The sequence below is a fragment of the Vreelandella neptunia genome (assembly GCF_000712975.1).
GTDB lineage: Bacteria > Pseudomonadota > Gammaproteobacteria > Pseudomonadales > Halomonadaceae > Vreelandella > Vreelandella qaidamensis.
Genome location: NZ_JHQL01000001.1, coordinates 145,294 through 170,416, shown reverse-complemented (window position 1 = coordinate 170,416; position 25,123 = coordinate 145,294). Strand labels below are relative to the sequence as shown.

25 protein-coding genes are annotated in these 25,123 nt (G+C 48.8%); 4 read left to right on the top strand and 21 right to left on the bottom strand.

Features of this window, described 5'->3' with window-relative positions; genetic code table 11:
• Positions 1 to 27: 27 nt before the first annotated feature.
• Both CR46_RS0100755 and CR46_RS17930 read right to left on the bottom strand, forming a co-directional pair.
• Entirely contained in the window at positions 28 to 1,281 is a 1,254-nt protein-coding gene (locus CR46_RS0100755) for an allantoate amidohydrolase (RefSeq protein WP_030069145.1), read from the bottom strand.
• 215 nt (positions 1,282 to 1,496) lie between these two features.
• Positions 1,497 to 2,162 (bottom strand): DUF1028 domain-containing protein, encoded by a 666-nt coding sequence (locus CR46_RS17930; RefSeq protein WP_030069143.1) that lies wholly within the window; start codon positions 2,160 to 2,162, stop codon positions 1,497 to 1,499.
• A gap of 178 nt (positions 2,163 to 2,340) precedes the next feature.
• Between CR46_RS17930 and CR46_RS0100745 the strand changes: the two genes are divergently transcribed.
• Together CR46_RS0100745 and CR46_RS0100740 are read left to right on the top strand one after the other, a co-directional pair.
• Entirely contained in the window at positions 2,341 to 3,189 is an 849-nt protein-coding gene (locus tag CR46_RS0100745; RefSeq protein WP_083003287.1) for a FadR/GntR family transcriptional regulator, read from the top strand.
• A 141-nt stretch (positions 3,190 to 3,330) separates the two neighbouring features.
• Positions 3,331 to 4,074, top strand: coding sequence for a class I SAM-dependent DNA methyltransferase (locus CR46_RS0100740; RefSeq protein ID WP_030069138.1), 744 nt, complete (start codon positions 3,331 to 3,333; stop codon positions 4,072 to 4,074).
• Between the two features lie 78 nt (positions 4,075 to 4,152).
• Here CR46_RS0100740 and CR46_RS0100735 read toward each other — a convergent pair whose 3' ends face one another.
• From CR46_RS0100735 to CR46_RS0100715, 5 genes are all read right to left on the bottom strand, one after another.
• Positions 4,153 to 4,638, bottom strand: a complete 486-nt coding sequence (locus tag CR46_RS0100735; RefSeq protein ID WP_030069136.1) for a YehS family protein — start codon at positions 4,636 to 4,638, stop codon at positions 4,153 to 4,155.
• Positions 4,628 to 5,071, bottom strand: coding sequence for a hypothetical protein (locus CR46_RS0100730; RefSeq protein WP_030069134.1), 444 nt, complete (start codon positions 5,069 to 5,071; stop codon positions 4,628 to 4,630). The genes CR46_RS0100735 and CR46_RS0100730 overlap by 11 nt, the downstream gene beginning before the upstream one ends.
• Before the next feature lie 123 nt (positions 5,072 to 5,194).
• The gene (locus CR46_RS0100725; RefSeq protein WP_030069132.1) at positions 5,195 to 5,773 is read right to left on the bottom strand and encodes a DJ-1/PfpI family protein; all 579 of its coding nucleotides are present in this window, start codon (positions 5,771 to 5,773) and stop codon (positions 5,195 to 5,197) included.
• Between the two features lie 223 nt (positions 5,774 to 5,996).
• Complete coding sequence (locus CR46_RS0100720) at positions 5,997 to 6,542, bottom strand: nucleotidyltransferase family protein (RefSeq protein WP_030069130.1); 546 nt, start codon at positions 6,540 to 6,542, stop codon at positions 5,997 to 5,999.
• An 88-nt stretch (positions 6,543 to 6,630) separates the two neighbouring features.
• Complete coding sequence (locus tag CR46_RS0100715; RefSeq protein ID WP_030069127.1) at positions 6,631 to 7,056, bottom strand: N-acetyltransferase; 426 nt, start codon at positions 7,054 to 7,056, stop codon at positions 6,631 to 6,633.
• Positions 7,057 to 7,373: 317 nt separating this feature from the next.
• Here CR46_RS0100715 and rlmF point away from each other — a divergent pair, with 317 nt between their 5' ends.
• Complete coding sequence (gene rlmF, locus CR46_RS0100705; protein WP_030069123.1) at positions 7,374 to 8,306, top strand: 23S rRNA (adenine(1618)-N(6))-methyltransferase RlmF; 933 nt, start codon at positions 7,374 to 7,376, stop codon at positions 8,304 to 8,306.
• Between the two features lie 89 nt (positions 8,307 to 8,395).
• The gene (locus tag CR46_RS0100700; protein WP_030069121.1) at positions 8,396 to 9,595 is read left to right on the top strand and encodes a DEAD/DEAH box helicase; all 1,200 of its coding nucleotides are present in this window, start codon (positions 8,396 to 8,398) and stop codon (positions 9,593 to 9,595) included.
• A 50-nt stretch (positions 9,596 to 9,645) separates the two neighbouring features.
• Here the strand turns inward: CR46_RS0100700 and rho are convergent, their stop codons facing one another.
• The 14 genes from rho to CR46_RS0100625 form a co-directional block, all read right to left on the bottom strand.
• A complete protein-coding gene (rho, locus tag CR46_RS0100695; protein ID WP_051690095.1) occupies positions 9,646 to 10,602 on the bottom strand; it encodes a transcription termination factor Rho in 957 nt (318 codons plus the stop codon).
• Positions 10,603 to 10,915: 313 nt separating this feature from the next.
• Positions 10,916 to 11,761, bottom strand: a complete 846-nt coding sequence (locus CR46_RS0100690) for an abortive infection system antitoxin AbiGi family protein (protein WP_030069117.1) — start codon at positions 11,759 to 11,761, stop codon at positions 10,916 to 10,918.
• 179 nt (positions 11,762 to 11,940) lie between these two features.
• Positions 11,941 to 13,575: a UvrD-helicase domain-containing protein gene (locus CR46_RS0100685; RefSeq protein WP_030069115.1), complete on the bottom strand. Its 1,635-nt coding sequence runs from the start codon at positions 13,573 to 13,575 to the stop codon at positions 11,941 to 11,943.
• A gap of 1 nt (position 13,576) precedes the next feature.
• Entirely contained in the window at positions 13,577 to 15,289 is a 1,713-nt protein-coding gene (locus tag CR46_RS0100680) for an ATP-dependent nuclease (RefSeq protein WP_030069113.1), read from the bottom strand.
• 96 nt (positions 15,290 to 15,385) lie between these two features.
• The gene (locus tag CR46_RS0100675) at positions 15,386 to 16,468 is read right to left on the bottom strand and encodes a hypothetical protein (protein WP_156963036.1); all 1,083 of its coding nucleotides are present in this window, start codon (positions 16,466 to 16,468) and stop codon (positions 15,386 to 15,388) included.
• 547 nt (positions 16,469 to 17,015) lie between these two features.
• Positions 17,016 to 17,225 carry a BrnA antitoxin family protein gene (locus CR46_RS0100665; RefSeq protein WP_030069104.1) on the bottom strand — a complete coding sequence of 70 codons (210 nt, stop codon included), beginning with the start codon at positions 17,223 to 17,225 and terminating at the stop codon, positions 17,016 to 17,018.
• On the bottom strand, positions 17,218 to 17,511 hold the full coding sequence (locus CR46_RS0100660) for a BrnT family toxin (protein WP_030069102.1): 294 nt from the start codon (positions 17,509 to 17,511) through the stop codon (positions 17,218 to 17,220). The genes CR46_RS0100665 and CR46_RS0100660 overlap by 8 nt, the downstream gene beginning before the upstream one ends.
• A 403-nt stretch (positions 17,512 to 17,914) precedes the next feature.
• The gene (gene cobO, locus CR46_RS0100655) at positions 17,915 to 18,526 is read right to left on the bottom strand and encodes a cob(I)yrinic acid a,c-diamide adenosyltransferase (protein WP_030069100.1); all 612 of its coding nucleotides are present in this window, start codon (positions 18,524 to 18,526) and stop codon (positions 17,915 to 17,917) included.
• A gap of 21 nt (positions 18,527 to 18,547) precedes the next feature.
• Positions 18,548 to 18,988, bottom strand: a complete 441-nt coding sequence (locus tag CR46_RS0100650) for a YtoQ family protein (protein ID WP_030069097.1) — start codon at positions 18,986 to 18,988, stop codon at positions 18,548 to 18,550.
• A gap of 85 nt (positions 18,989 to 19,073) precedes the next feature.
• Complete coding sequence (locus CR46_RS0100645) at positions 19,074 to 20,387, bottom strand: cobyrinic acid a,c-diamide synthase CobB (RefSeq protein ID WP_030069094.1); 1,314 nt, start codon at positions 20,385 to 20,387, stop codon at positions 19,074 to 19,076.
• Positions 20,388 to 20,451: 64 nt separating this feature from the next.
• On the bottom strand, positions 20,452 to 21,219 hold the full coding sequence (locus CR46_RS0100640; RefSeq protein ID WP_030069092.1) for an ABC transporter ATP-binding protein: 768 nt from the start codon (positions 21,217 to 21,219) through the stop codon (positions 20,452 to 20,454).
• A complete protein-coding gene (locus CR46_RS0100635) occupies positions 21,219 to 22,190 on the bottom strand; it encodes a FecCD family ABC transporter permease (protein ID WP_030069090.1) in 972 nt (323 codons plus the stop codon). The genes CR46_RS0100640 and CR46_RS0100635 overlap by 1 nt, the downstream gene beginning before the upstream one ends.
• A complete protein-coding gene (locus CR46_RS0100630; protein WP_084180343.1) occupies positions 22,190 to 23,179 on the bottom strand; it encodes a cobalamin-binding protein in 990 nt (329 codons plus the stop codon). Before CR46_RS0100630 ends, CR46_RS0100635 begins: the two co-directional genes overlap by 1 nt.
• A gap of 16 nt (positions 23,180 to 23,195) precedes the next feature.
• Positions 23,196 to 24,998: a TonB-dependent receptor domain-containing protein gene (locus CR46_RS0100625; protein ID WP_030069087.1), complete on the bottom strand. Its 1,803-nt coding sequence runs from the start codon at positions 24,996 to 24,998 to the stop codon at positions 23,196 to 23,198.
• Between the last annotated feature and the right edge of the window lie 125 nt (positions 24,999 to 25,123).

Genomic DNA, 25,123 nt, shown 5'->3' with positions numbered 1-25,123 from the left:
ACAAATGTATTAATACAATGAAGACAGCTATTGCTTTTGTGCGAGTCGCTGGCAGGTGTTTAAGAGAACCTCAATGGCAACGCCGAGATCCTCAGGCTTGATAGCTTCGCTGGGTTGGTGGCTGATACCGCCGCGACAACGAACAAACAGCATGCCGATGTCACACAGGTCGGCCATGGCTAACCCATCGTGGCCTGCGCCGCTGAATAGCACCCGTGGCTCAATCCGAGCATCCTTAAGCGCGCTCTGCATGGTATCGATAAGGTGCTTGGCGCATTGAACAGCCGATTGTTCATAGGTGTGACGATGCTTAAAGCCAAGGTTCAAGGCTTGCATAGACGCGTCAATTTGGCTTAACAATTGAGTTCTTGCTTGACGGCGAATTGCATCATCCGGCGAGCGCAGCTCAATGCTCAAGGTCGTGGTTTGAGGGATGACATTGACGCCATTAGGCGCGTTCTCAATCTTGCCCACGACACCAACGAGTTCATTAGTGCTTTTGCATAACTGATCGACCAATTGGATGACATGGGCAGCTCCCACCAGCGCATCCTGCCGCATATGCATGGGAACAGTTCCAGCATGTCCTGCCATGCCATTGATGGTTATCTCGTGGCGCTCGATCCCGGTAATTGCACTTACTACACCCACCGCGACATCATCCTGCTCAAGCTGAGGGCCCTGCTCGATATGTGTTTCGATAAAAGCGATTACGTCTTTCGATAAGTATCGATCGGCGTCGATATGCTGGGTGTTACAACCAAAGTCAGCCAGCGCTTGCCCAAGTGTTATGCCCTGATCATCGCGGGCTTCAAGCATCCCTGGTTCAAACGTGCCCGCCAGCACTTTAGAGCCAAGCAAGGTAGAACTGAAGCGTGTCCCTTCCTCGTCGCTAAACGCCACCACATCAATGTGAAAGGGCATTTCAATCGCGTTTTCATGCAAGTAGCTCACCAAGGCAAGAGGCAGAATAACGCCCATCATGCCATCGTACTTGCCGCCATTAGGAACGGTGTCCTGGTGCGACCCGAGTAGCAGCGAACGGGCACCGGCCTGTGGACTGGCATAACGACCGATCAGGTTTGCGGCATTATCCATGCGCACAGACATACCCACGCTTTTCATCCACGTTGCAAGTTCATTCAGCACAGCGCGGTGTTCAGGGGTGGCGCAGCGACGGGTAACGCCGTCGCGTTCAATATTGTCGGTTTCACTAAACTTAGCGGCATCTTCCAGCCACTTCCACGCCTGTTCTCCGGCCTGGGTTAAAGAAAGCGTCATGGTTGCCTCAAGAGGTTATTGTTTGGTGAGCTGCACAAAACAGCTATTTATCATGATAAATAGCTTATGAGAGCATCGAACAAACTGTCAAACCCTTGAGGAAGCGGACAAGAAGACATTTCGACTGGGAAAACAAAAAACTCAGCCAGAATAAAAGGTTAAATTTTCGGGGGATTATCGGTTTTAAGACCTATGTCTAACCAACATTGTGATAATTAATAACGATGCGGATTGTCAGCTGTAGGAAGACGAGCAAGAAATGACTGAAAATCACCATCCTGCTCAATACGTAGGTGAAGTTCGCTCAGTGCAGTAATCGCGTTAGGGGCATAATCGATTCTCAAATCGTAGGGCAAGCCGCCTGGGGCGCGTACTTTCAGAGCCGCTGAGAGCGTGCCACGATGATCCCCACCCTGCTGCTGAGCAGCACTCAGCGCGGCTATCAAAGCGCTGGCCATATCTTTACGCTGGCGAGTATCAAGGTAGGCTGCCTCCATGGCGGGTATAACGTCACGATTGGCCAGCATATTGCCTGCAATCAGCAAACCATCGCTAATTCGCATCTCAGCAACCGGAACGTTTTCATCGCCTGTCCAGCCTGCGGCAACGCCACGCTGATCCATCAAAGCAACCTGTCGCCACGCAGCACCGTTGTCCTGTTGTTGCAGGCTGCTGATAATATCCGCCACCTTTTCCCCGTTGGCTAAGCGATACAGTCCTTGCTCTGCACTGAATACATTGGTGCTAAAGCCCTGGGTAATAGCGGCACCAATACCCGGTAGCATATGGGGAACAAAACCACCCAGTGCAGGCCCGCCGGTAGCACATGCAACGCCGAAAGTGCCTGATTGCTTATCAAGTGCTATTAAACTGTAGGTCATGATGTATTGCTCGCTTATCAGATTGAAGAGGTTTAAAATTTATCACTATAAATTAGCTCCCACTAGCTTCAATCGGCTTCGCGCGTTTAATCATAAGCCGACATTTGCTAGACATCACGTCACTGCAAGGGGATGATTCTTATTAAAAATGCCTCTTCCAATGTAAGCTGAGACAATCATGAAGCAAGCACGCCAACCTGCTAAACCTAAGCGTAGTGACGTAATCAGTGAGGCAATTAAGGAATATATTGCGCAACACCATTTAAAGCCCGGTGATCGACTGCCACAGGAACAAGAACTGATCCAGGCACTAGATGCATCCAAAGGCACGGTGCGTGAAGCTCTCAAGGGGCTTGAAGCCCAGGGGCTGGTTCAAACGCGAACAGGCCCAGGTGGTGGAGCCTTTATCAGTGAAGTAAGCGATGATCGAGCGATGACCTTGCTGGGTAACTATTTTTTCTTTCACTCGCCCACGATTCACGACATCTATGAAGCACGTAAAGCCCTCTGGCCAGCCCTGGTAAAGAGTCTTGAGGGCGTCCTCGATACGGATGCCTTTGATCGACTAGCGTCAGTAATGACCTTTTATGACCACCCGCCAGCATCGTTAGAAGAAGAGCGCGAGCAGCGATTTAAGGAGTTGGAGTTTCATTTAGTCCTGATTGATTATTGCCCTAACCCTCTGCTGGCCTTGATGTGCCGATTTCCAGTACGTCTGTTGATGAACATGACAGTCTGCCAGCGAATCTACGAACAGCCCAACCCTGAGTTACGCCGTCAAGGCTATGATTATCAACGTCAATTATTAGAGGCATTGCGTCAAGGAGACATTCAGCGCGGCTGCCAGATTGTCAGCGAACATATGCAGACAGCTCAAACCCTCATGGAGGCCAGAGAAGCGATGCTTGAAAAAACCTTCTTTAAAGCAGGTACAGACAGTGACATTGATAGCAATCGTGACTATCTGGCGCTAACAGGGTATGCGCAAGCCAAAGGGTTAGCGGAAAAAAGCAACCAAACTAAATAGGCACAATTTCCCCGCGAAACCTCCCGCTTTATGAAAATGAGCGGGTGAGGCCTTACCCTCGCTTCTAAAACCTTCTCCGCTCGTTTACTATGCGCCACCCAATATTACAGCGCCCACCATTAGGCTACTATGTCCGCCAATCTGTCCGCCAACGCACTCTATACCGACCTATCTGGCTACTACGATTTGATGTGCGTCGATATCGACTACCAAGCGCAAAGCAACGCCATTCATCGGCTCCATCAGATTTTCGGCAATGGCGGGCATACGCACCTTGATTTAGCTTGTGGCACGGGACCTCATGTTCGTCACTTTATTGATGTTGGCTATCTCAGCAGTGGGCTTGATATTAACCAACCCATGCTGGATATCGCCGCCACGCGTTGCCCAGAAGCGTTTTTTTCACTGCAAGATATGAGCACGTTCGAAGTCAGTGAATCTCTTGATTTAATCACCTGTTTTTTATATTCAGTCCACTACAACAATGGGATTGAAAAGCTAAAAAAGTGTATTGCCAGCGCCCACCGCGCGCTAAAACAGGGCGGCGTTTTCTATTTTAACGCGGTGGATAAAAACAAAATTAACAACGATTTATGGGTTAAACACAGCGCCAAACAAGACGATGATATTTTTACGTTTCGCTCGGGTTGGCACTACGACGGGCACGGTGAAAAGCAATCGCTTAGGCTGAGTATTGAAAAAACTAACGCCGACACTACCCAAATTTGGAACGACGAGCACCCCATGGTAGCGGTCAGCTTTACAGAATTAACCGCCCTACTGACGCCTTATTTTGAGGTGCATGTATTTGAGCACAACTACCAGACCATTACCCCTTGGGATAGCCTTTCAGGCAATGCGATTTTTGTGTGCGTGAAGCGCTAGCGCCGATAAGGCAGAGAGGCCTTGTGCTCCCCTCTTACCATTACCGTGTGACATAAAGCGAGGTGTAACGCGCTGAACTTAAGACTCAGAACCTGCGTCGTTCGAGCCAGGCCGTAGCTGGCGCTGAATACCGAGCAAGAAATTACGCAGCATTTGATCCTTACACTCACGGTAATTCTTATGACTTGGCTTACGGAAAAAAGCGCTGAGCTCATGGTGGCTTAGCGGTAAGCCCACCAGCTCAAACACTTCTAAAACATCTTCGGCTTTCATATTCAGCGCAATACGCAGCTTCTGGAAAACCATATTATTATTTAATTGCGCTTCAGGCACTGGCTGTGGGCCTTCACGCTTGCCGCGCTTAAAACTGATGAATCCATTAAGAAACGACGCCAGCTCTTTATTTTTCATCGTAACGAAAGCATCATCTTCATCTTTTTTTAGCCAAGCGGTCACTTGCTCTTGGCTTACACTAACGTCTGCCAGCGTGAAGATATCCACGATGGTTTTATCTTTTAAATCAAAAGCATAGCGGATACGGCGAAAAATATCGTTATTGGTCAAAATTGGGGTCCTGATTGGAGGTTAGCTTTTCGAGCAGCTGATTTATCTCAGCTTGCAACTCATTATCTTCAATTTTGTTGGCGCTGACTTTAGCATGTTGCAGCATTTCGATCGCCTCATCCGTTTGGCCTAGCTCTACTTGCAACATTGCCATGGAAAAACCGATAGAAGCCATATGGTCTTTCGAGTTCTTCGCAATGGCTTTCTCAAGGGCTTTTTGGTAGATCGGCAGCGCATCCTCTAACTCCTCGGTAAAGTCAGCCAGGGTTTCCCACTGCTCTGGGTGATCTTTATCGGTGTGTTCGTTATCGATACAAATCGCCTGCAACTCTGCATAGAGAGCCTCAAAGGTCGCGCGGTCATCTTTCGCAGCGGCCTTCATAAGCTTTTCAGCTAGTTCATAAACCGCTTTATATATTTTGGTGTTAATCATTACCAACCACCTTCCTTCACTCAACGTTAATATCGCCGCTTATTTTTAGTTACGTAGCGGCTATAAGAAACATTATAAACCGCCTGATAAGGCTTTAAGTAATACTTCTGCAAGGCACTTACTTTATCTATCCCAGCGATACTCCATTTGCCGCGCTGTTTTCTCCGCAAGCTCGGTGCTGTGTAACTTGGCGACCAAGTGTAGGCACATATCGATCCCCGCCGAGATGCCACCGGAACTAATAACACCCCCATCATCTACCCAGCGCACGTCTTCCACCACATCAAGCTGCGGAAACTGAGTTCTCAAATCACCTTGATCGTCCCAGTGGGTAGTCACTCTTCCTTTCAGGCCGGGTTGTGCATTAGCAAACAGGAAGATACCAGTACACACTGTGGCCACCTGCTGCACTATGGCTGCTTGATCTGCAATCCAGACCTTTACCTTTTCGTTTGCCATTTCACCCGTGTGCACACCACCAACAATAATCAAGACATCAATGGGCGGGTGATTATCGATGGTGGCATTTGGCAACACCTGGTATCCCGCCCTAGCAGTTACCGGGCCGTCTTTTTCAGCAATTAAAAATACTGAAAACGGCGCGTCTTCATCACTGACGCGACTGGCCGTCGTAAAAACTTCAAAGGGGCCCGAGAAATCGAGTACTTCTGCTTGGTCATAGATATAGATGCCAATGTTCATGTAAGGGTGTCCTAAGAATCTAAATACGTTATTTTCCAGCATGTAAAAATGAAACTGCTGCTCCTTGCCATGCGTTACACCGCACTACGATTCGGCAACGCATTAAATTAACAGGTGTTGTAGTGCGTGGTATGCGAAGCGCACCCGCAGCGGCGGCCCGGCGCAAAAGCAGCGCGCAGCGTTGCCGGGTTTGATTTGTACGGTACAGTCATCTGCTACCTTGCTAAGCATTGACCACCAGTTTTGGCCAAGTTTGCAGCCACTGCTTGTTGTATACCCGAGCTTCAAAATCCGTTCGTTTTGGCCGTTTAGGATTTAATGTAACGGTATAGTCAAACAGCGGCTTAACGCCAAAGGGAGCCACAATGATGACCTCCCCATTATCACCCAACGCAGCACCTACCGCAGTTTCCACTTCGACCCAGAAACTCATCGCATCTTCAGTTGAGGTATACGGATAGTCCCTATTTCGCTCATGCATTCTTGCTTGGTTCTTTACTGACCAGGGAAAGGTTGAGACGCCTCTTAACCCTTGCTCAATCTCACGATCACGAGAAACGCTTATGTCGTTCGAATCGAAGTAAATTAAATCAATGTCGTTCAAGGGCGTACTCGCTGAAACGTCATGCAGCTTGTCCCACACCAAATTTCTAACGAATCCAGCAGCAAGGCACCAACCCGGCAGCTTCTGCGCAGCCGCGATAGTCAGCGCCTCCAAGCGATCAGAATCACTCATTATCCATTGTTTAATCAGCGCTTCATGATCCATCTCTATTCCTTGCTTAAGGTCTGTTAACGCATATCTCAACGCTTTGCTGGTTTATGCGAAGTGACCTACAAGCGGCCACAACGCGTTGTTAACCGTAATACTCCATAACTAACTCTGGATGGCCAGTTCGCTCATCAACTTGCTCACCTAATAAAATAAACCCCTGCTTTTTATAAAAGTTGATACTGGGAGTATTTTCCTGGTAGACCGACAGTTGCAAACACTCCCTTCTGCTCTTGGCATCATCAAGCATCGCTGACCCCACACCTTCGCCTTGTAATTCAGGGGACACAAAAATGGCAGCCAGCGTATTTCCGTACAAACTGTAGAATCCCGCTATCTGATTGTCAGATTCGAAGACAAACGTCTCCGATGCGGGGATATAAACATCTCGCATTTCGTTAACCTTTGACGCCCAAAATTCCGCCTCAACAAAAGCGTGCGCTTTAATCGATGCTGAAAGCCATATCTCCAATATCTGGTCAATATCCCTCTCTCGGCATTTACGAATCATTTAAATATTCCTTACTGATGGTCAGCTGAACCAATGCATGACAGAGAGTCGTTTGATAACCGCACGCCAACAGTTGAAGACTGGCAGCAGCTTTTAAAAAAACTGGCAGAATCAGGTAGCGGCCCTGTACTTCTGGATCAGGCAGAGCAAAAGGCCAGAACCCGACAAGAAACAAACGCGTAATGGACAGCAAGCCTCTCGCCACCTCGAACTTACCCTCGAACTACCGAGCATGCACGTCACAACCATTAAGCTTATAATCACCGGCTAAGCAAGCCCCACTCTACTATCGAACTCCAAGCCTTGGGCCTATTACTGTGAGCAACCCCCATCGAAGTGAAAAAAGCCAAGCTAGGCCTGTTCGCAAAGGCCTGCACCCAAGGAATCTACACAACCAAGGCTATGACTTCTCGGCTCTCGTACAAAGCCACCCTGCATTAGCCCCTCATGTGAAACCGAACGCGCATGGCGACCTCTCCATCGATTTCGCAGACCCAGTGGCAGTAAAAACGCTTAATGCCGCGTTATTAAACCGGCACTACAACATTGTCGATTGGGATATTCCAGAGGGAGCGCTTTGCCCTCCCATCCCAGGCAGAGCCGACTATATCCATTATATGGCTGACATGTTGGGGCTTGAACAGCGCAGTATCAAGCTACTCGATATCGGAACTGGAGCAAATGGAATCTACCCGCTACTGGCCTGCCAAATTTACGGCTGGCAATGTGTCGGTAGTGACATTAACCCTCAGTCGCTTGAAAACGTAGCCAGAATTATCGCCAATAACCCCTCTCTCAAAGAACGCTTCACACTGCGCACGCAGCACGATAAAAACCACATTTTTGAAGGGATTATTCAAGCTGGCGAGTTTTTTGATGTCAGCGTCTGCAACCCGCCCTTCCATGCCTCGCTTGATGAAGCACTTAAAGGTAGCCAGCTTAAACTCAATAACCTTGCTCGCAGTCGCGGTGAACAAAAACCAACGACCCAAACCCCCACTCTGAATTTTGGCGGGCTGGGAGCAGAGCTTTGGTGTAAGGGCGGCGAACAGCTGTTTCTGAAAAAGCTGATAAGAGAAAGCAAGCTGTATTCAGCTCAATGTCGCTGGTTTACCAGCTTGGTTTCAAAAACTGACAATGTTAAGCCTGCCAAGAAGTTAATTCGTAAGCTCGGCGCAGTGGATGTACGGGAAATAGAGATGAAGCAGGGAAATAAGATCACGAGGGTATTGGCCTGGACATTCTTGTGAGCCGCAACCACTGACGTCGACGTCATTTACGCTATACTGCATCAATTTTCATTTTCGACACACCTTACGACGATATGTCAGGGCGCCTAATGCCATTTTCAAAACTCGGTTTATCCAGTCCTCTTGTTCAAGCTATCACCGAACTAGGTTACAAAACGCCAACGCCCATCCAGAAACAAGCAATTCCAGCCATTCTTTCGGGTAAAGACCTGATCGCCACCGCACAAACCGGCACAGGCAAAACCGCTGCCTTTGTGCTGCCGCTGTTGGAAAAATTCAGTAAAGCAGCAGAACCGCTGCGCGGCAAACGCATTCGCGCACTGATCCTAGTGCCGACCCGCGAGCTGGCAGTTCAGGTTGAAGCCAGTGTGGCTCAATACGCTAAACACACGCCCCTAACCTCGATGGCGGTATATGGCGGCGTTGACACTGCGCCACAAAAAGAACGCCTCATCGAAGGAGTAGATATTCTCGTCGCCACGCCGGGCAGACTGCTGGATTTGGCCCATCAGCGTGCGCTGCACTTTGATGAACTTCAAGTCATGGTGCTGGACGAAGCGGACAGAATGGTCGACATGGGTTTTGTCGATGATATCCACAAAATAATCGTGCGCCTGCCTGAAAACCGTCAGAACCTGTTGTTCACGGCCACCATGACCAATGACGTTCGCGCCATCGCTCACGCGTTTTCAGACAGCAAGATGACAGACATGGCGACTGACATCTCCATTACGCCCAACGTCCGCGCCGCCGCCACGATCAAACAATGGCTCATCACGGTAGACAAGGACACCAAGTCCGCCCTGTTGAGTCACTTGATCAACGAGCAAGCGTGGGATCAGGCGCTTATTTTTGTCGAGAAAAAACACAGCGCGGCCAAACTGGTGGCTCAGCTGGAAAAGCGCGGCATTCAAGCGGACTCCATCCATGGCGGCAGAAGCCAGGCCATGCGCGAGAAGGTGTTGGATCAGTTCAAAGCGGGCGAACTGAAGTACCTAGTTGCCACAGGGGTAGCCGCTCGGGGGTTGGATATTGGTGAACTGAGCCGAGTGGTGAATTACGATTTACCTTTTCAGCCAGAAGAGTATATCCACCGCATTGGCCGCACCGGCCGTGCAGGCGCCTCAGGTGAAGCCATCTCTTTAGTAGACATCAGTGACTTTAAAAATCTTTGTGCGATTGAAAAACGTTTGAAAAATACGATTGAGCGCAAAGAAATCGAAGGCTTTCCGGTTAAAAAAGCAGTCCCCGCTTCTAACTTGAACCATGTTAAAAAAAGCAGTCGTTAAGCGCTAACCAAGAAGCTCACCTCGAATGAATACAAGGGTGGGCTTCACCTCTACTCAGCGGGCGAAAAAGCATCCAACAGCTCCGCATTCGTGGGGTATTTCTCCAACAGCGCAAGTAGCTTCTGCGCGCCTTCAACAGGCTTAAGAGGTGTTAACGCTCTACGCAAGGTCCTAACTTTTTCAATATCTTTAGCATCAATCAACAACTCTTCTCGACGGGTACTGCTTTTGGCAATATCTATCGCCGGGAAAATTCGCTGATTTGCCACTTCCCGTGATAACACGAGTTCCATATTGCCCGTGCCCTTAAACTCCTCGAAAATCACCTGATCCATACGGCTTCCCGTATCCACCAGCACAGTAGCCAGAATCGTGAGAGATCCGCCGTTTTCGATCTTTCTCGCAGCACCAAACAGTTTTCGCGGTATTTCCATCGCACGGCTATCCAGCCCACCCGACATCGTACGACCATTGCCGCGCTGTTCAGCATTATGAACGCGCGCGAGTCTGGTAAGCGAATCGATCACAATCATCACATTATGACCCTCGCCTGCTTGCTTACGCGCCGTCTCAAGTAGCTTATTTGCCAAATGCACATGGTGTGAGTAGCTTTCGTCTGAAGACGAGGCATGTACGTTTGCCGACACACTGCGCTTAAAATCGGTCACTTCTTCAGGGCGCTCATCAATCAGCAAAGCATACAGCTTTATATCCGGATGAGCGGCTGCCACGGCCTGACAGATATGTTTTAACATCGTCGTTTTGCCAGAACCCGGCGGCGCAACAATCAACCCACGTTGCCCCATTCCGATGGGCGTAATCAAATCCATCGCTCGCACACTACGCTGTCTAGAACCAAGCTCTAACACAATGCGTGGGGAAGGATGAACAGCGACGCCATTTAAAAAACGTTTTTCGGGATCATCAGGGAACTGATCTTCCACTTCGTCGGCGGGCTTGGCATCTATCTGTTTTTTTGTTTTCAAACTGAGTGTTTTTCTCGTCATAATATCGGTGGATCGCCTTGAATAGCCTTGATGAATAGCTTAGCCAGCCGAGCAGTCGCAGCGTTGCGGTACTTGGAATGGAAAACGGATAAGTCTAACTTGTGCTCAAAGGTACTGAGTTGGAGCTGATCTTGGTAGTTTATAGAGCTTGAAACGCGGCATGATAGTCACTCATCGCCTGTTTTCTTGATCCTACCAAAACATAGGCGTCAGCGGAGTTTTTCTACAGGCTCAACGCTCGGCTCATCGGCGAGCGTAGCGAGTCCGGTGGAGGCCGCAGGCCGGAACGAAATGCAGCCGCTTGTTAGATAATTTAATGTTCAATAAGATCTTCCCAACATGCAATAGTGACTGTTTTGGGTAATATCACTTCTTCTAGGAAACGTTCGTAAAAGCGTTCTCCTTCTTGTTCTCTTGGAAGAACTATAATTGCGATGTCTTCAATTGCGAATGAATAATTTTTTGTACTCCGCCATTCGCGCTCACAGTATATCGAATCGAATTCGGTTGTATCGAATGTTTTTATATACGCTAAAAAATTCTGAAAGCTTTCATCTATTTTTTCTTGAGCACTCTCAATCCAATCAAGCTCAGAAATGATGCTAGATGTATCTACGGAACCATCTAGGTCATTATCGTCGATAATCTTGTCAATCTCGTCTTGAACTGACTCAGTTTCGCTTATTGCACTGTAAGGATGGACGTCATCAACTGCTGAGTACCCCTGATAGATGCTATTGAGTAAAGCTGTATCTTCAAGGGTATACATAACGGGATTAAAGCCAGATTTGACAATTGAATCTCTGTGAAATCCAATCGCAATTTTTCCATATCTATTCGAATGGTAATCAATATGCTGAAGAGGAATGTCGGCCACACAACATACCGGCTTTGATTTAACAGTAACAGGATGATTTTTCAGAATATGGATTTCTTTTGTTTCAAAATCAAACTGCCTTTTTTCAGGCACGATTACCTTAACTATTTCACGGTACCGGCCTACTCTTAGCTCCTGAGACCCCAAAATAGCTTTAAGCGCTTCGTATCCGTTTATCGCGGGCTTAAGCTCTTTAAGCTGCTTGTTGGCAGCATCGTCCCATATAGGGCCGCCAGTAAAATGCCAAAGTATTTTCGATACTGTTCCTGGTCTAGATGCCATGCCTGTCTGTCCCTTATCATCTAACGCCCGCATTTGCGGCTGGTTTGGAGCGCAGCGGAAAACCAGTCCGACAACATGCGCTTGTTATAGAGCATCTGTAGATTCTCGTAGGGCTGGTCGATATTTTAAAAATATCAATAACTGAAGTTGTAAATCCTTTCAGTAATTGATGATGTCGATTATGCATATAGTCCACTAAGCCCATTTAACTCTAAGAAAGCAGAATTCTGACCTTGTCTATTTTGTCCCTGGTTATTAAGACGACGTGTACTTCGAACTAAAATACATGCAGTTTTAGCTCTTGTAATTCCTACATAATGGAGGTTTAGGTCTTGATCCCAACTAGGGTAAACCTCATCATTAAAATCTCCCGTATATTCTCTATACGGGAAAACCCAATCATACAGATCGAGATGAAAGACTATCTCAAACTCCAACCCTTTAGACTTGTGAAGTGTCATCACTTGAACTTCACTGCCATTACTCGGAGCATATTGATTTAGTGCATCAGTAGAATTAACGACGTCCTTCAGCGCATTAATGTCTCTAGGGGCCACATCGCCTCCCAGAAGTTCTCTTGAGATACCAAGAATCGTCTCTTCTAAATATTGATCTCCAATTGACCGTACCAATTTGATTTCTGATCTTACTCTAGCAAGCTGCGCTCGTGTGCATCTAATTTCATACTCACGGACAGCATCAATGTCAGTGGTTAAAAAAGCACTGTCATATCTATACCTAAGAAGGTCAGAAAAAAGATTGCTGGCTCGTGTATTTATCAGACCCAGAGGGTCATCATTGTACACGCGGTGCGGTATATTCAACCCCGCTATTAAATAGACCAAACTTCTATTGTTTCTTACTAAAATTGCTATCTCTGAAAGATTGGTAACGCCAAATGAAGCAGCAGTTTGAGGTAGATAGGTGTTCAATTCATTAGCTAGGTCAATCTGTGTTCCATTAAATACTCTTTGGAAGACTCTTATTTCGTTGGTCGGCAAAAGATTTGCATTTTCGGAAAATAATCTATTTGCATAATTTGTTATGGATGGGTGACACCGATGATTAATATTAACAATATGGTGCTCAAATACTTCAGGTAATGAAATTAGCTCATTGATATATTCGGGACTGCTTCCTCTCCAAGCATAAATAGATTGCTGCACGTCCCCTACAGCTACTGCCCTTAGTCCTAACTGCAATAAACTAAGGAATAATTTGTGCTGTGCTTGTGAGGAATCCTGGTATTCATCCACATATAGTGATGTATATCTGGCCACTATATACTTCTGACATGCAATTGAATTATTTAAAATATGGTTTGCCAATATTCCAACTGCTTCAAGAAGAACAACTCCACTTTTAAATTGTTGAATAAATTCATCTTCATATTGATCATAGTCATTAGTTGAAAGAACCACGCCCACGTCACTTAATGGCGGCAGCTTAGCTTTTAATCCTTCATCCAGCTCATCATAAGCTATACATTCAAGGCGACTATCAGCGGGCCCCCATATTCTTTTGGCGAAAGGGAATATAATTTCACTTAAGCAAAAGTGATCAATGGTTCCGAAAAAACTACGTTTTGTGTTGAAACCATCTTTCTTGCACTTTCTTTTTAGCTCCTTACTGGCTTTAACTGTGAATGTTATACCTATTACGCCTCTATGATTCCCTATTTCAGGAATCTCTTTTCTTATTTTATGAACAACTACCGATGTTTTTCCGCTTCCAGGGCATGCTGTAATAACCATGTTGGCATTGGAGTCTATTGCGGCCTGTTGATCAGGTGTGGGGATAAAAGAATTAGTCATTCTAAGCTAACCCTTTAGCAATTTCTAAGCTTCGTAATAACGGTTTTGCTAGATCTCCAGTTACTAGACTATTTAATTCATGCTTATAAGAATTTAAAAACCCACGCATACGAATTGCTTTTTTATCTGCCATATACTTAATGGCATCATCGGTATTAGTTTTTCCTGTATAAGCGATTACTTGTGCAGGCAGCTCACTCGCCAAATCATGCTCCAAGTCAACTTTAGAAAGGAACGCATTATGCGGATTAATTTGATTGGATACATTCTGCCAAATCCCATTCTGAACTATTGACTCTGCTGTTGTATTTACATCTCGATGGTCATGTTTTTGCAAGCCTAATAGGTCTAAGCACCTATTAATACCAGCCAGATTCCGGAGTTCTATACCGCCCACTGTAATTTTGGAAACATCATTGTCTGTTCTTAAAACCCATGGAATTTCCATTGCATTTAGTACATCTACGTAAACTTTAAATTGAACACCGTCTACCGATAAAATTGATATATTATAGAAATCTAAATCTATGCCATTTACTTTTGCTAATTCAGTATAAAAAAGTTGCTCAGAAGGGCCTTCTACCAATAAAACAACCCTTGAAAAGAATGCCTCGGCAGGGAGGATACTCATTCTATAGCCAAGTTCGTCCCATGTATCACTGATACACTCCGAACAGCCATCACTTGCGGCGTAGCTGCCATTTCCCCGATTTACAATATGGGCGATTGAGTCTGGGGAGTATCTAGTTGTAATTTGCGGAGAATGGCTTGTTATTAATGTTTGGCCAGGTAATTCATTGTTTAGATAATCGGCTAGCTTTCTCTGTTGGTGGGGGTGCAAATGAGCCTCTGGCTCTTCAACACAGTAGAATACGACCTCATGATCAGGGTCATGATCTCTTAGGCTTTTTGCCTTCCATAACGCCAAAAGAATTTGGTTGTTTCGCCCATCACCGCCAAGCATGATCTTCGATCCATTAGATGATGCGCTTAACTGTAGGCTGTCAATAAATTGCTGCACTTGGATTGCACCGGAATCTAAATGCACTCCATAATCATCAAAGGTATGAGCAAGTTTTTTCAGCTCATCATTTACTAAATTAGTAGAGCTCTTTACGTAGTTTAAGCGTCTTACTCGTTCATTAACTATATTTAGGCTCTTTCCAATTTTGTTGAGCTGTTTATTATCAGATTCTGTATCAGCATCATTCCTGTCGGCTTGAGATAGTTTTAGAAGTTGCTTTTTTTCAATGTCTATAAACTTCTGTAAATCTCGCTGCGATTTAATATACCTAAGATTTATATACTTCAAATAGAATCGATTGCTTATTTCTTCTAGGTCTGCTTCACCAGACCCTGCGTAGAACTTATGTTCTAGGTTTTCTCTAGACGCTGCCAGCTTAAATACTGTTTTGGAATCATCACTTACATATTCACGTAAAACCGATAAAACTGCTTCTTCTTTTACATCACAAAAATGAATTACTATGCTAAATTCATTTGCCTGTGAACCATCAGGTTTAATATTAAAATCTGTTTCTGATGGCTCAATATCTCTCTCCGATAGGGATTTATCTAGCAGAAGCCTTAAGGCAAACATTAGGTTCGTCTTGCCTACGTCATTTGCCCCTATAACAAGAGTGCTTTTTCTAAAAGCGATTGTCGCGGACTCAAAGTTTCTGAAATTAGTGATTTCTACTTTTTCTATCTTCACTTACTTACCCTTAAGATGAGAAGTACTTAATTTGACAAATTCGCGTATTCGCCTGCTCTATAACGCCCGCGTAATAGGCGTGAGCTTGCGAGCGTCCTAATTGACGCGTTTGTTAGAAGCAAATTCGTCATAAAAGTCCGCAAACCCTTTATTTAGCAGTATTTTATGTAAATTTTCCATGTCCTCTTCATTTAAGGGGGAGCTTGCTTTTCCTTCGGCTTCTCGTATTGATTGTCTTGCATATAAGGCGTCATCTACACTCTGCCAGTAACTGCAATTTTGTTGCTCATCTGTTCTTACGATGCTATAAAATTTACTATGAGGTTCGCCATGTACAGGATAGTGATGTATTGACTCACTCAGCCAATAAAGTTTTGAGTCCAACGTGGCAACCCATGTTTCTTGGTTTTTCCCAAAAAACATTTTCTCAGAATATTTTAACGCAGACTTGCCGTACTTTAGATCTTGAACACCATTGAAGATATTAAGCAGGCGTTTCTTTGGGTCGGCATGTCTATCTAAGAAATTGTCTTTTATATCTTGTATTCGATCTTTTAAATTTTGACTGTATTCATCTTTCTTAGTGCAGAAGCAGTATTTTGCAATTTCTGCCTCCACTGCGCTAAGCATATCAATATCGTCGCACACTGAATCTAAGTAGATGTTAAACTTTTCCACGCCTGATAGATTGCTATATTTGCTATCAATAATATGAATCTGAATTAGTGAATAGTATGAAATTGAATGAAGATATTGCTCGCCAAGCGATAGCTCATGAAATTCCAGCTTCCTAAGCTCTTCCGGATCTAATTCCGAATTTCTGGTGGCTGTCGGATGATCTACCAATTGTGGACAGAATATCGACAGAAACACTTCAAATATTTCAAAACACTGCTTTTTGAACTTGGGGTGCACCTCACTTAAAGCAAAGCCTGGGCTCAGGCAAATACTTTCTGCTGGGCACTGATTTACAAAATTCACTAGTTCCATCAAACCCAAATCAGCCGGGTTTTTTCCTCTAAGTATCACATCCTCCATTCTTATAAGGATATTAAGATCTAACAAAAGCGAGGTTTCTGTTTTTCTGTCTTTATTATCCTTGACTCTACTGACAGTTAACCTAGGTGAACTATCTGTTTCTCTGCAAGGTTTAATGAACCTCATTTTTAATCCTGACACTACAGACTCCCTGCCACGATAGGCTTCTAACAGTGATTATATAGCCTGCTTCATAACACCCTTGAACATGTCAGCACGTTTATTGGTGTTATCTAGCCATCCAAAAAATCATAAACCACTGTTTTTATAGCTTTATTTATCTCGCATGGCAACATATCCAAAATTCGCGTGCCGGCTCGTTTTTACGATTTAATCATACTTTATTGATAAATTTGGCTTAGGTCACGTGGCTTTGAAGAAAAATTGAGCTGGAGCAGGCTTTGGGCAGCTGCCTTCGCGGGTGCCTTTTGGCTCGTTCCTCGCCAAGCGTTACGCCGCGCTACGGGGTGGCTAGATTGCTTATGTGGCTGGATCTTCGCGAGCTGAAGCGCCCTCCCACAAGCGGTGCTTGCAGGAGGCGCAGCGGGCTTAGGCTTTGAGGATGTAACGCAGGGTTTCGAAGACTGGATCAGTCGTGGTGCACCAAGCTTGGCATCGGCTTCTTTCAGCGGGTGAACAATGTCTTCACTGTGCAAGGTGATGCAGGGCTGCATCATAGTCACGCCGTTTATTGCCACTCAAGTTTGAGGTCTTTATGTGACTGGGCACAGTCGCGTAGATAGAGATTAATTAAGCTCTGATACGGTAGATCTTTTTCTTCCGCCAGATTTTTGAAATACGCGATGGTATCTTCATCCAGGCGGATCGTGACCTGCTTTTTAAGCTTCTTGGCGTATGGGTTTTTGACTGACTCTGAAAAATCGTAATGGTCACGCATGTCTATACCCTTCGTAAGTTTTTCGCTCTCGTTTATCCGCCTTGCGCGCAGAAATAATTCGAATGGTTTCGCCATCTCTCACGCAGTGGCGCACCACCAGTAAGCGAGAATGAATGCTTGTACCGAGGAGAATGAACCGGTCCTCCTCTTCAGAATGGTCTGGGTCAGCTATAAGACGTGCAAACTCATCCGTAAAGGCAGTTTTGGCCTCCTGGAACGAGACGTCATGCTTCTTGCGATTAGCGGCATCCTTGCGAGGATCCCAGTCAAAGGAATAATGGCTCATAATTACATCGTAAGTACATTATAATTGTCGTCAAGGCACCGAGCTAAATACTATTATCTAACCGCTTTAAGAAACATAACCAACTATTTTTAAATCGCTATTTATATCGTATGGCAACATATCCAAAATTCGCGTGCTGGCTCATTCTTACGATTCAACCATACTTTATTGATAAATTTGGCTTAGGTAACGTGGCTTTGCAGAGAAATTGGGCAAGTGGAGGCTTTGGGCAGCTAGCTGCCTTCGCGGGTGCCTTTTGGCTCGTTCCTCGCCAAGCGTTACGCCGCGCTACGGGGTGGCTAGATTGTTTATGTGGCTGAGTCTTCGCGCGCTGAAGCTCCCTCCCATAGTAGTCGCCATGGGCGAGCGGAGCTTCAGTTACTTTCTCACGCCTTCTTCTTTACTAAAGCTCGATGCCTTTCTGAGCTTTAATCCCTTGGTCTTTAAAGGCGTGTTTAACCACCTTCATTTCAGTGACGGTATCGGCAAGATCGATGAGTTGTTGCGGGGCGTAACGACCGGTGACAACCGCGTGCTGCATAGCTGGGCGGGCTTGCAGGTCGTCGAGCACTTGGTCTAGGTCGAGGTACTCGTAGCGCAGGGCGATATTAAGTTCGTCGAGCAGTACTATGTGGTAGCTGTCGTCTTGCAGCATGCGCTTGGCCTGCTCCCAGGCGGCGTTGGCGGCAGCGACATCGCGTTCGCGGTCTTGGGTATCCCAAGTGTAGCCTTCACCCATCACGTGGTAGTCCACATTAGGCAAGTTGCGAAAGAAGGCTTCTTCCCCTGTGCTAAACGCGCCCTTAATAAACTGCACCACGCCGACGTTCATACCATGGCCAAGGGCGCGGGCGAGCATGCCAAAACCGGAGCTGCTTTTGCCTTTACCGGGGCCGGTTAGCACCAGCAGCACGCCCTGCTCTTTGTCAGCGCTGGCGATGCGCTCGTTCATGATTTTCTGCTTGGCCGCCATGCGCTGGGCATGGCGTTCCGGGGTTTTGGCATTTTCGCGCATGGGTGCTCCTTGAGTTAACGCTTAAGCTTTTAGAACGTAGCGCAGCGTTTCTACCACTTGATCCGTCGTTGTGCACCAGGCCTGGGCTTGGGCATCCACTTCTTTCAGGGGGTGAACAATGTCTTCGCTGTGCAGCGTGATGTAGGGCTTGGCAAGTGCGGCGCAATAGCCCGCATCAAAGGCGGCGTTCCACTGCTTGTACTTATCACCGAAACGCACGACGACCAAATCCGCTTGTTCGATCATGGTACGGGTACGAATGGCGTTGACCTTGGAAGACTGGTGGTCGCGCCAGAAGCCGTTGTCCGGTTTGCCTAGGTGGTCGCCTGCGGCATCAGAAGCGTCGTGGTCGGTAACGGGGGCGGTGAATACAATGTCTAATCCAGCGGCATCGGCGCCTCGCTGAATTTCTTCACGCCAGTCGGTGTGAATCTCGCCGGAAAGATAAACGTAAAAGCTCATAGCGGCTCCTGATAATCGTTGGTGTAGGGTATTAACCGCCCTATGATAGCCCACATAGGCTTTATGGAAAAATATTCCAAAAAAATCACTGCGCCAGTATTTGCAGGGGCTGACCGGTAAAAATGTTCGCCACTAGCTTAGGTGCCGAAGGGAAATAACCATGGAAATAGCTCGCAATCAGCGCCCCATCACGGTAGATCGGCTCGGCTTCACTGCCCGCCAACTTGCGGGTACGAGCAAACGGCTGAAGTGACGTTTCCAACAGCGAATGGTGGTAAGTGTGCCCCCGCAATTCACCCTGTTGAGCGTGTAAACTTTGCAGGCCTAGCGCCGTCAGTTTGCCCGCCATTTTTGCAGTACCAGGCAATAGCCCCAGCATGGTATGACGCTTTCCGTCACCATCCACTAGGTGCTCGACACAGCTCATCAGCCCACCACACTCTGCCAAAATAGGTTTACCTTGGTGATGATGAGTGGTGATCGCCTCACACATTGGCTGATTCGCGCTAAGCATTGCTGCGTGTAGTTCCGGATAACCGCCGGGTAACCACAGGGCATCGCATCCTGGTAGCACGCTGTCATTGAGCGGTGAGAAGAAGTGAATCGCCGCGCCCATCGCTTGCAGCAACTCCACATTGGCGCGATAAATAAAGGCAAAGGCATCATCACGGGCAATGGCAATGCGCACACCGCGTAAATACTCAGGAACCGGTGTAGGTGGCTCAGCGCTTAACGTTACCTTTTTGGGCAGTCGGCCCAACCCAGCCTCTTCCAATACCTTGGCGGCGGCGTCTAGCTGGGCATCCAAGCCACTTAGCTCATGGGCTTGTAGTAAGCCTAAATGGCGGTCGGGAATTTTCATGGCATCGTGACGGGGAATCGCACCCAACAGCGCAATGCCTTCTGGCATGCTTTCTGCCAGCAACTTGCCATGGCCTGGGCTGCCAACACGGTTGGCAATCACTTCATGAATGGCAAGATCGGAACGGTAGTTAGCAAGCCCCTGGGCGACCGCACCAAAGGTTTGCGCCATCCCCCAGGCATCAATTACCGGCAACGCCGGAATACCGGCCAAAATGGCTAAGTCGGCACTGGAAGGCGAGCCGTCGAATAGCCCCATGGAGCCTTCGACTAAAATTACATCGGCCTCTTGAGCGGCTTGAGCCAAGCGCCAACGGCACTCATCTTCGCCAGTCATCCACGGGTGGAGCTGGTACACCGGCTGGCCCGAAGCCACTTCCTGAACCATTGGGTCGAGATAATCTGGGCCATGCTTGAAGACCCGCACGGTGCGCCCCGCATTACGGTGTAATCTTGCTAACGCTGCGGTCACCATAGATTTTCCCTGGCCGGAACCAGGTGCGCTAATTAACGCCGCGTGGGCTTCACCTTGCAACATGCCTCTTCCCCTTCAATACAGGCTTTTTTATACAAGCCTTTGGAATTTATAGTGATGTTGGGTATTACTGGATGGGTACAAATACTGGCGCGCCGTTAACTTGCACCGTTGCCAAGCGCTGCTGATAAAGCCGCTCTAACGCGCTGGGCACCAGCATGGTGTCTCGCGGCCCCCAGCAGGCCTCACCGCTTGGGTAAAGCAGCAAAATGTAGTCGCACCAACGGGCCGCTAGATTTAAATCGTGAAGGCACATCATCACCGCACTGCCTTGGGCTGCTTGCTGAGCCATCAGCGCCATCACCGCACTTTGGTGATGCAGGTCCAGATGATTGGTCGGTTCGTCGGCCAGCCAAATACTGGGGGCTTGAGTCAGTACCGTGGCCACCGCAACACGTTGCCTTTCGCCACCGGAAAGCGTGCTCACCAGCCGGTCGCGCAGGTGGGCAACGTCCAGTTGCTCAAGCGCTGCTTCAGCCCGGGCATAGTCGTCTGCCCCCTCCATTTGCCATAACGACAGATAGGGATGGCGGCCAATCAACGCGGTTTCCAATACGGTGGCGGGAAAGCCGTCCAGGCGTTCCTGAAAGACCATCCCCAGGCGTTGGGCAATTTGCCGCCTGCGCAGCGTCTCAAGCGGCTGCCCCCCCAGCAACACTTGCCCGGAACGCGGCGCGTTCAACCCCGCCAAGGTGTGCAGCAGCGTGGTTTTACCCGCACCGTTAGGGCCTAATACGCCCCATATCTGGCCGGGTTCGATGGCAATATTCAGCGCCGTGCCATCGCGCCTTTCTGGCACGTTGATGATGAGGTCTTGCGTGACCAGGCGGCTCATCAGCGGCTCCGGTAAAGCAAAAAGAGGAACGTCGGCACACCCAATAGCGCGGTAATCACCCCCACTGGCAACTGCTCCGGGGCAATCATCGTGCGGGCCAATGTATCGGCCAACACGAGTAAGGAGCCCCCGGCAAGGGCACAAGCTGGCAATATCAGCCGTTGATCGTTGCCTAGCAACAGGCGCAGCATATGCGGCACCACTAAGCCAACAAAGCCAATGCTGCCCGCAGTGGTGACAGCCGCTGCAGTTAACAGGCTCGCCGCGATATAAATTCCCCACTCCAACGGACGAACAGCAACCCCCAGTGCCGCTGCCTGCTGTGGGCCTCTAGCCAGCACATTTAAACTACGTCCCAACGGAATCAAGACAATACAGGTGAGTAATAACAGCAGCAGCGGCGGCCAGGGAGTACGCGCGTAGGAAAGATCGCCCATCAGCCAATACAGCATGCCCGGCAGCCGTTCGGCAGGGCTCAACGCCAACATTAGGGTAATCACCGCACCCCAGCCTGCCGCCACGACTACGCCGGTAAGCAACAGACGTGAGGGCGTCCAGCTGCCGCTGCCGTGGGCCAAACCAAACACTAGAAACGTGGACAGCAATGCGCCGAAAAACGCTGAGCCTGAAATTAGCAGCCCACCCACACCTACCAGCATGGCCGCCAACGCGCCAATCGATGCGCCACCGGAAAGCCCAAGTACATAAGGGTCTGCAAGAGGATTGCGCAGCAGCACTTGCATCAGAGCGCCAGCGACTGCCAATAAACCGCCGACAGCAAAAGCCGAAAGCGCGCGGGGAAGGCGTAAATCCATCACCATAGTACGCGCCAACGGATCACCCTGCCCTTGCATCACCGCCCAAAGCTGGGCAGCGGAAAGCTGAGCACTGCCCACCGCTAGGGAAAATAGCATGGCGGTAATGGCAATCAATGCCAACAGGCAAAGAGGTTGCCACAGGCGCGCTGTCATTAAGAGTCCTTGTCCATAGAAGCCGCCTCAACGCGTTTTTGACGGGTTTGCTCAAGTTTTTCGCACAGCAACTGAGCGCCGTCTAACAGACGTGGCGTGGGCCGTTGAATCAGCGAAGGCGGCACAAAATAGAGGCTATCATCCGCCACGGCGGAAAGATGTGGGTATTGTTCCCAGTGGGTCAGCCAGTGGCGGTTCTCTTCCCCCATACCACCAGCAATAATCGCTTCAGGATTAGCCGCCAATACGGCTTCGTCATCCAGCCTTGGTACTAGGCGTAGCTGATCGCCAAACACATTTTCACCGCTGCAAAGCTGTACCACTTGGCCAATCAGGTGTTCATCGTTCACGCTCATCAGCGGTTGATCCCACACTTGATAAAACGTGCGTACGGGCTCTCGATCACTATAGCGCGCCGCCAACTCCGCCATACCCTGTCTGAAACTATCAGCCACTTGCTGGCCTGCGAGCTCCGTTCCCGCTAGGCGTGCCAACCGCTCAATAGTATCAGCGACATCATCAACCGTACGCGGTTCAATGTAGAACACCGGCATGCCAAGTGCTTCAAGGGTTTCCATTTGCTCAGCCGGATTGCCGGTTACCCAACCGATCACTAAGTCAGGTGCCAGCCCCACTAGCGCTTCTAAATCAATCCGCGTGTGGCTGCCAACGGAAGCTACTTGTTTGGCCTCCGGTGGATAATCACTGTAGCTCACCACAGCAACGACCTGTTCCCCAGCACCCGCAGCGTAGGTCAGCTCCGTCGCCCCAGGGGAAAGTGTGGCAATGCGCCGAGCCTCAGTGTGTAGACACACCTCCCGCTCACGGTCATCTACCACGCAGCGGCTGTGGTCATCTGCCACTACGGCGCTTGAAACCACACCACCGAGTGTTAACAGGGGTAGTGTGAATAGAGTCTGTAGGCAACGATTAAATAAAAATCGCTTTAATGGCAGTGCGGGGCCAATAGCCCCGCACTGTTTAGACATACTCTGATTCGCTTTTTTATTGGCCAAAGTGAACACTCAAGAACCCTGCACGGCCTGCATTAATGTAGTCGGCACCATCAAAAGAGCGTGTTGTAATGTAATCTTGATCCAAGGCGTTTTCCAACGTTACCCGCGCACTCCACAGCGGGGCAAACTGCCAGCCCGCACGCAGGTTCACCAGCCCGTAACCGCTTAGGCGGTCTTGGTTCTGCGCATCACGGTAACGGTGGTTTTGAGCAATCCAAGACCCACCCACCGACCAGTCACCAAGCTCACGGTCTACGTCTAAGCGAAGGCTTTGCGAGGCGCGGTTTTGCAGGCGCTTACCTGTCAGGCGGTTTTCAGGGTCGGTGTACGTGAGTGCGGCAGCCAGTGTCCAATCGTCGAGTTCAACGCCAGCCGCTAACTCTGCCCCACGAATGCGGGTTTCCGGCACGTTAAACAGCAGACCTTGGCCAGTAATCAAGTTGTCGATATCGGTTTGATAAAGCGCGGCATCCCAGAACCATTGGGCATACTGTCCACGTACACCCACTTCAATACTTTCTGACGTTTCAGACTCCAAGTCGGGATTACCGAAGCCAGGGAAATAGAGCTGATTGTAAGTGGGTGCGTTAAAGGCCGTACCGTAGTTGGCACGTAAGGTGTGATGGCTGTCTACGTCATAGCCCACGCCTACGCTACCAGTGACTTCTTCACCGTAAGATTCATTGTCATCAAAGCGCAAGCTGGCTTGCAGGGTAAACGGTGAAAAATCGAGCAGCGCCTGAGTAAAGACCGCCGCGTTGCTTCGGCTGGTTTCATCATACGCCGTAGTGCTATTGACTCGATCTTCGCTGTACTCAGCGCCAGCAATTAGCTCGTGGGCGCCCGCTGTAAAGGTATTTTCCCAGCGCGCGGTGCTCACCTTGGTGTTGAACACAGAGTCACCAAAGTCAGCGAAGTTATCGCTTTCATCACGGGATTCGCTGAGGGTTAAGCGGCTGCGCCAGTTATCGGTCATCGGCAGTTCACCGTAGACCCCTGCCACCTGCTGCACGAAGTCGTTTTCGCCACCATCGTATTCGTTATGGCCACGGGCACGAAGCGCCAGCACGCCTGCTTCTGCACCGCTTGCAAAGGTATGGGAAACCCGTGCTAGGGCCGTGGTGTTGTCATAGCCCTTATCGTCTCCGTCACGCCGAACCGGCTGGCCATCGGTGGTGAAGTGGCTACCTGCAAAGCTGTAGCGGGTACCCCCTTCTTTGCCGCTAATACCGGCACTCAGGCGCTGGGTGTTAAACGAGCCACCGCCAAAAGAAACCCGCGGTTGTGGGCCTTCTTCTTCGCCTTGAGGGGTAAACAGCTGAATAACGCCGCCAATCGCATCGGCCCCGTATAAGCTACCGCGCGGGCCGCGCACAATTTCGGCGCGGTCAAACATGCGCGGCTCCAGGTATTGCCAGGCAGCCCCACCGCTGGTGGCGGAACGCAGACGAATACCGTCAATCAGCAGTACATTTTGGCTGCTACCGCTGCCACGAATAAACACGCTGCTGTTTTTACCGAAGCTGCCGTTGGTAGAAACATCCACCCCAGGCTGGCCGCGAAACAGGTCGGTAATACTGACCGGATCTTGGCGGCGTAACGTAGCTTCGTCCAGCACGGTTACCGAAGATAAGCTTTCGTTGGCAGTGCGCGGCGCAAGCGCGGCGGTAACCACCACAGGGTTTAACGTATTTGTCGCAGGCTGGGCATTCGACTGGGCTTGAACGGCCAACGGTAGTGCAGCCATCGCAAACGCCGCCAGCGTGACGGTGGAATGAAAACGATAAGACATGGAGAAATCCCTTGCTCACTGTGCTCACCCGCACAGCGTGTTTTTTTGACCGGGCAGAGGGAGTCCAAGGGAAGTATCAGCAACCTGACAGCTACTAGTATTACCCTGAAAGCGCCCTCCGCGCT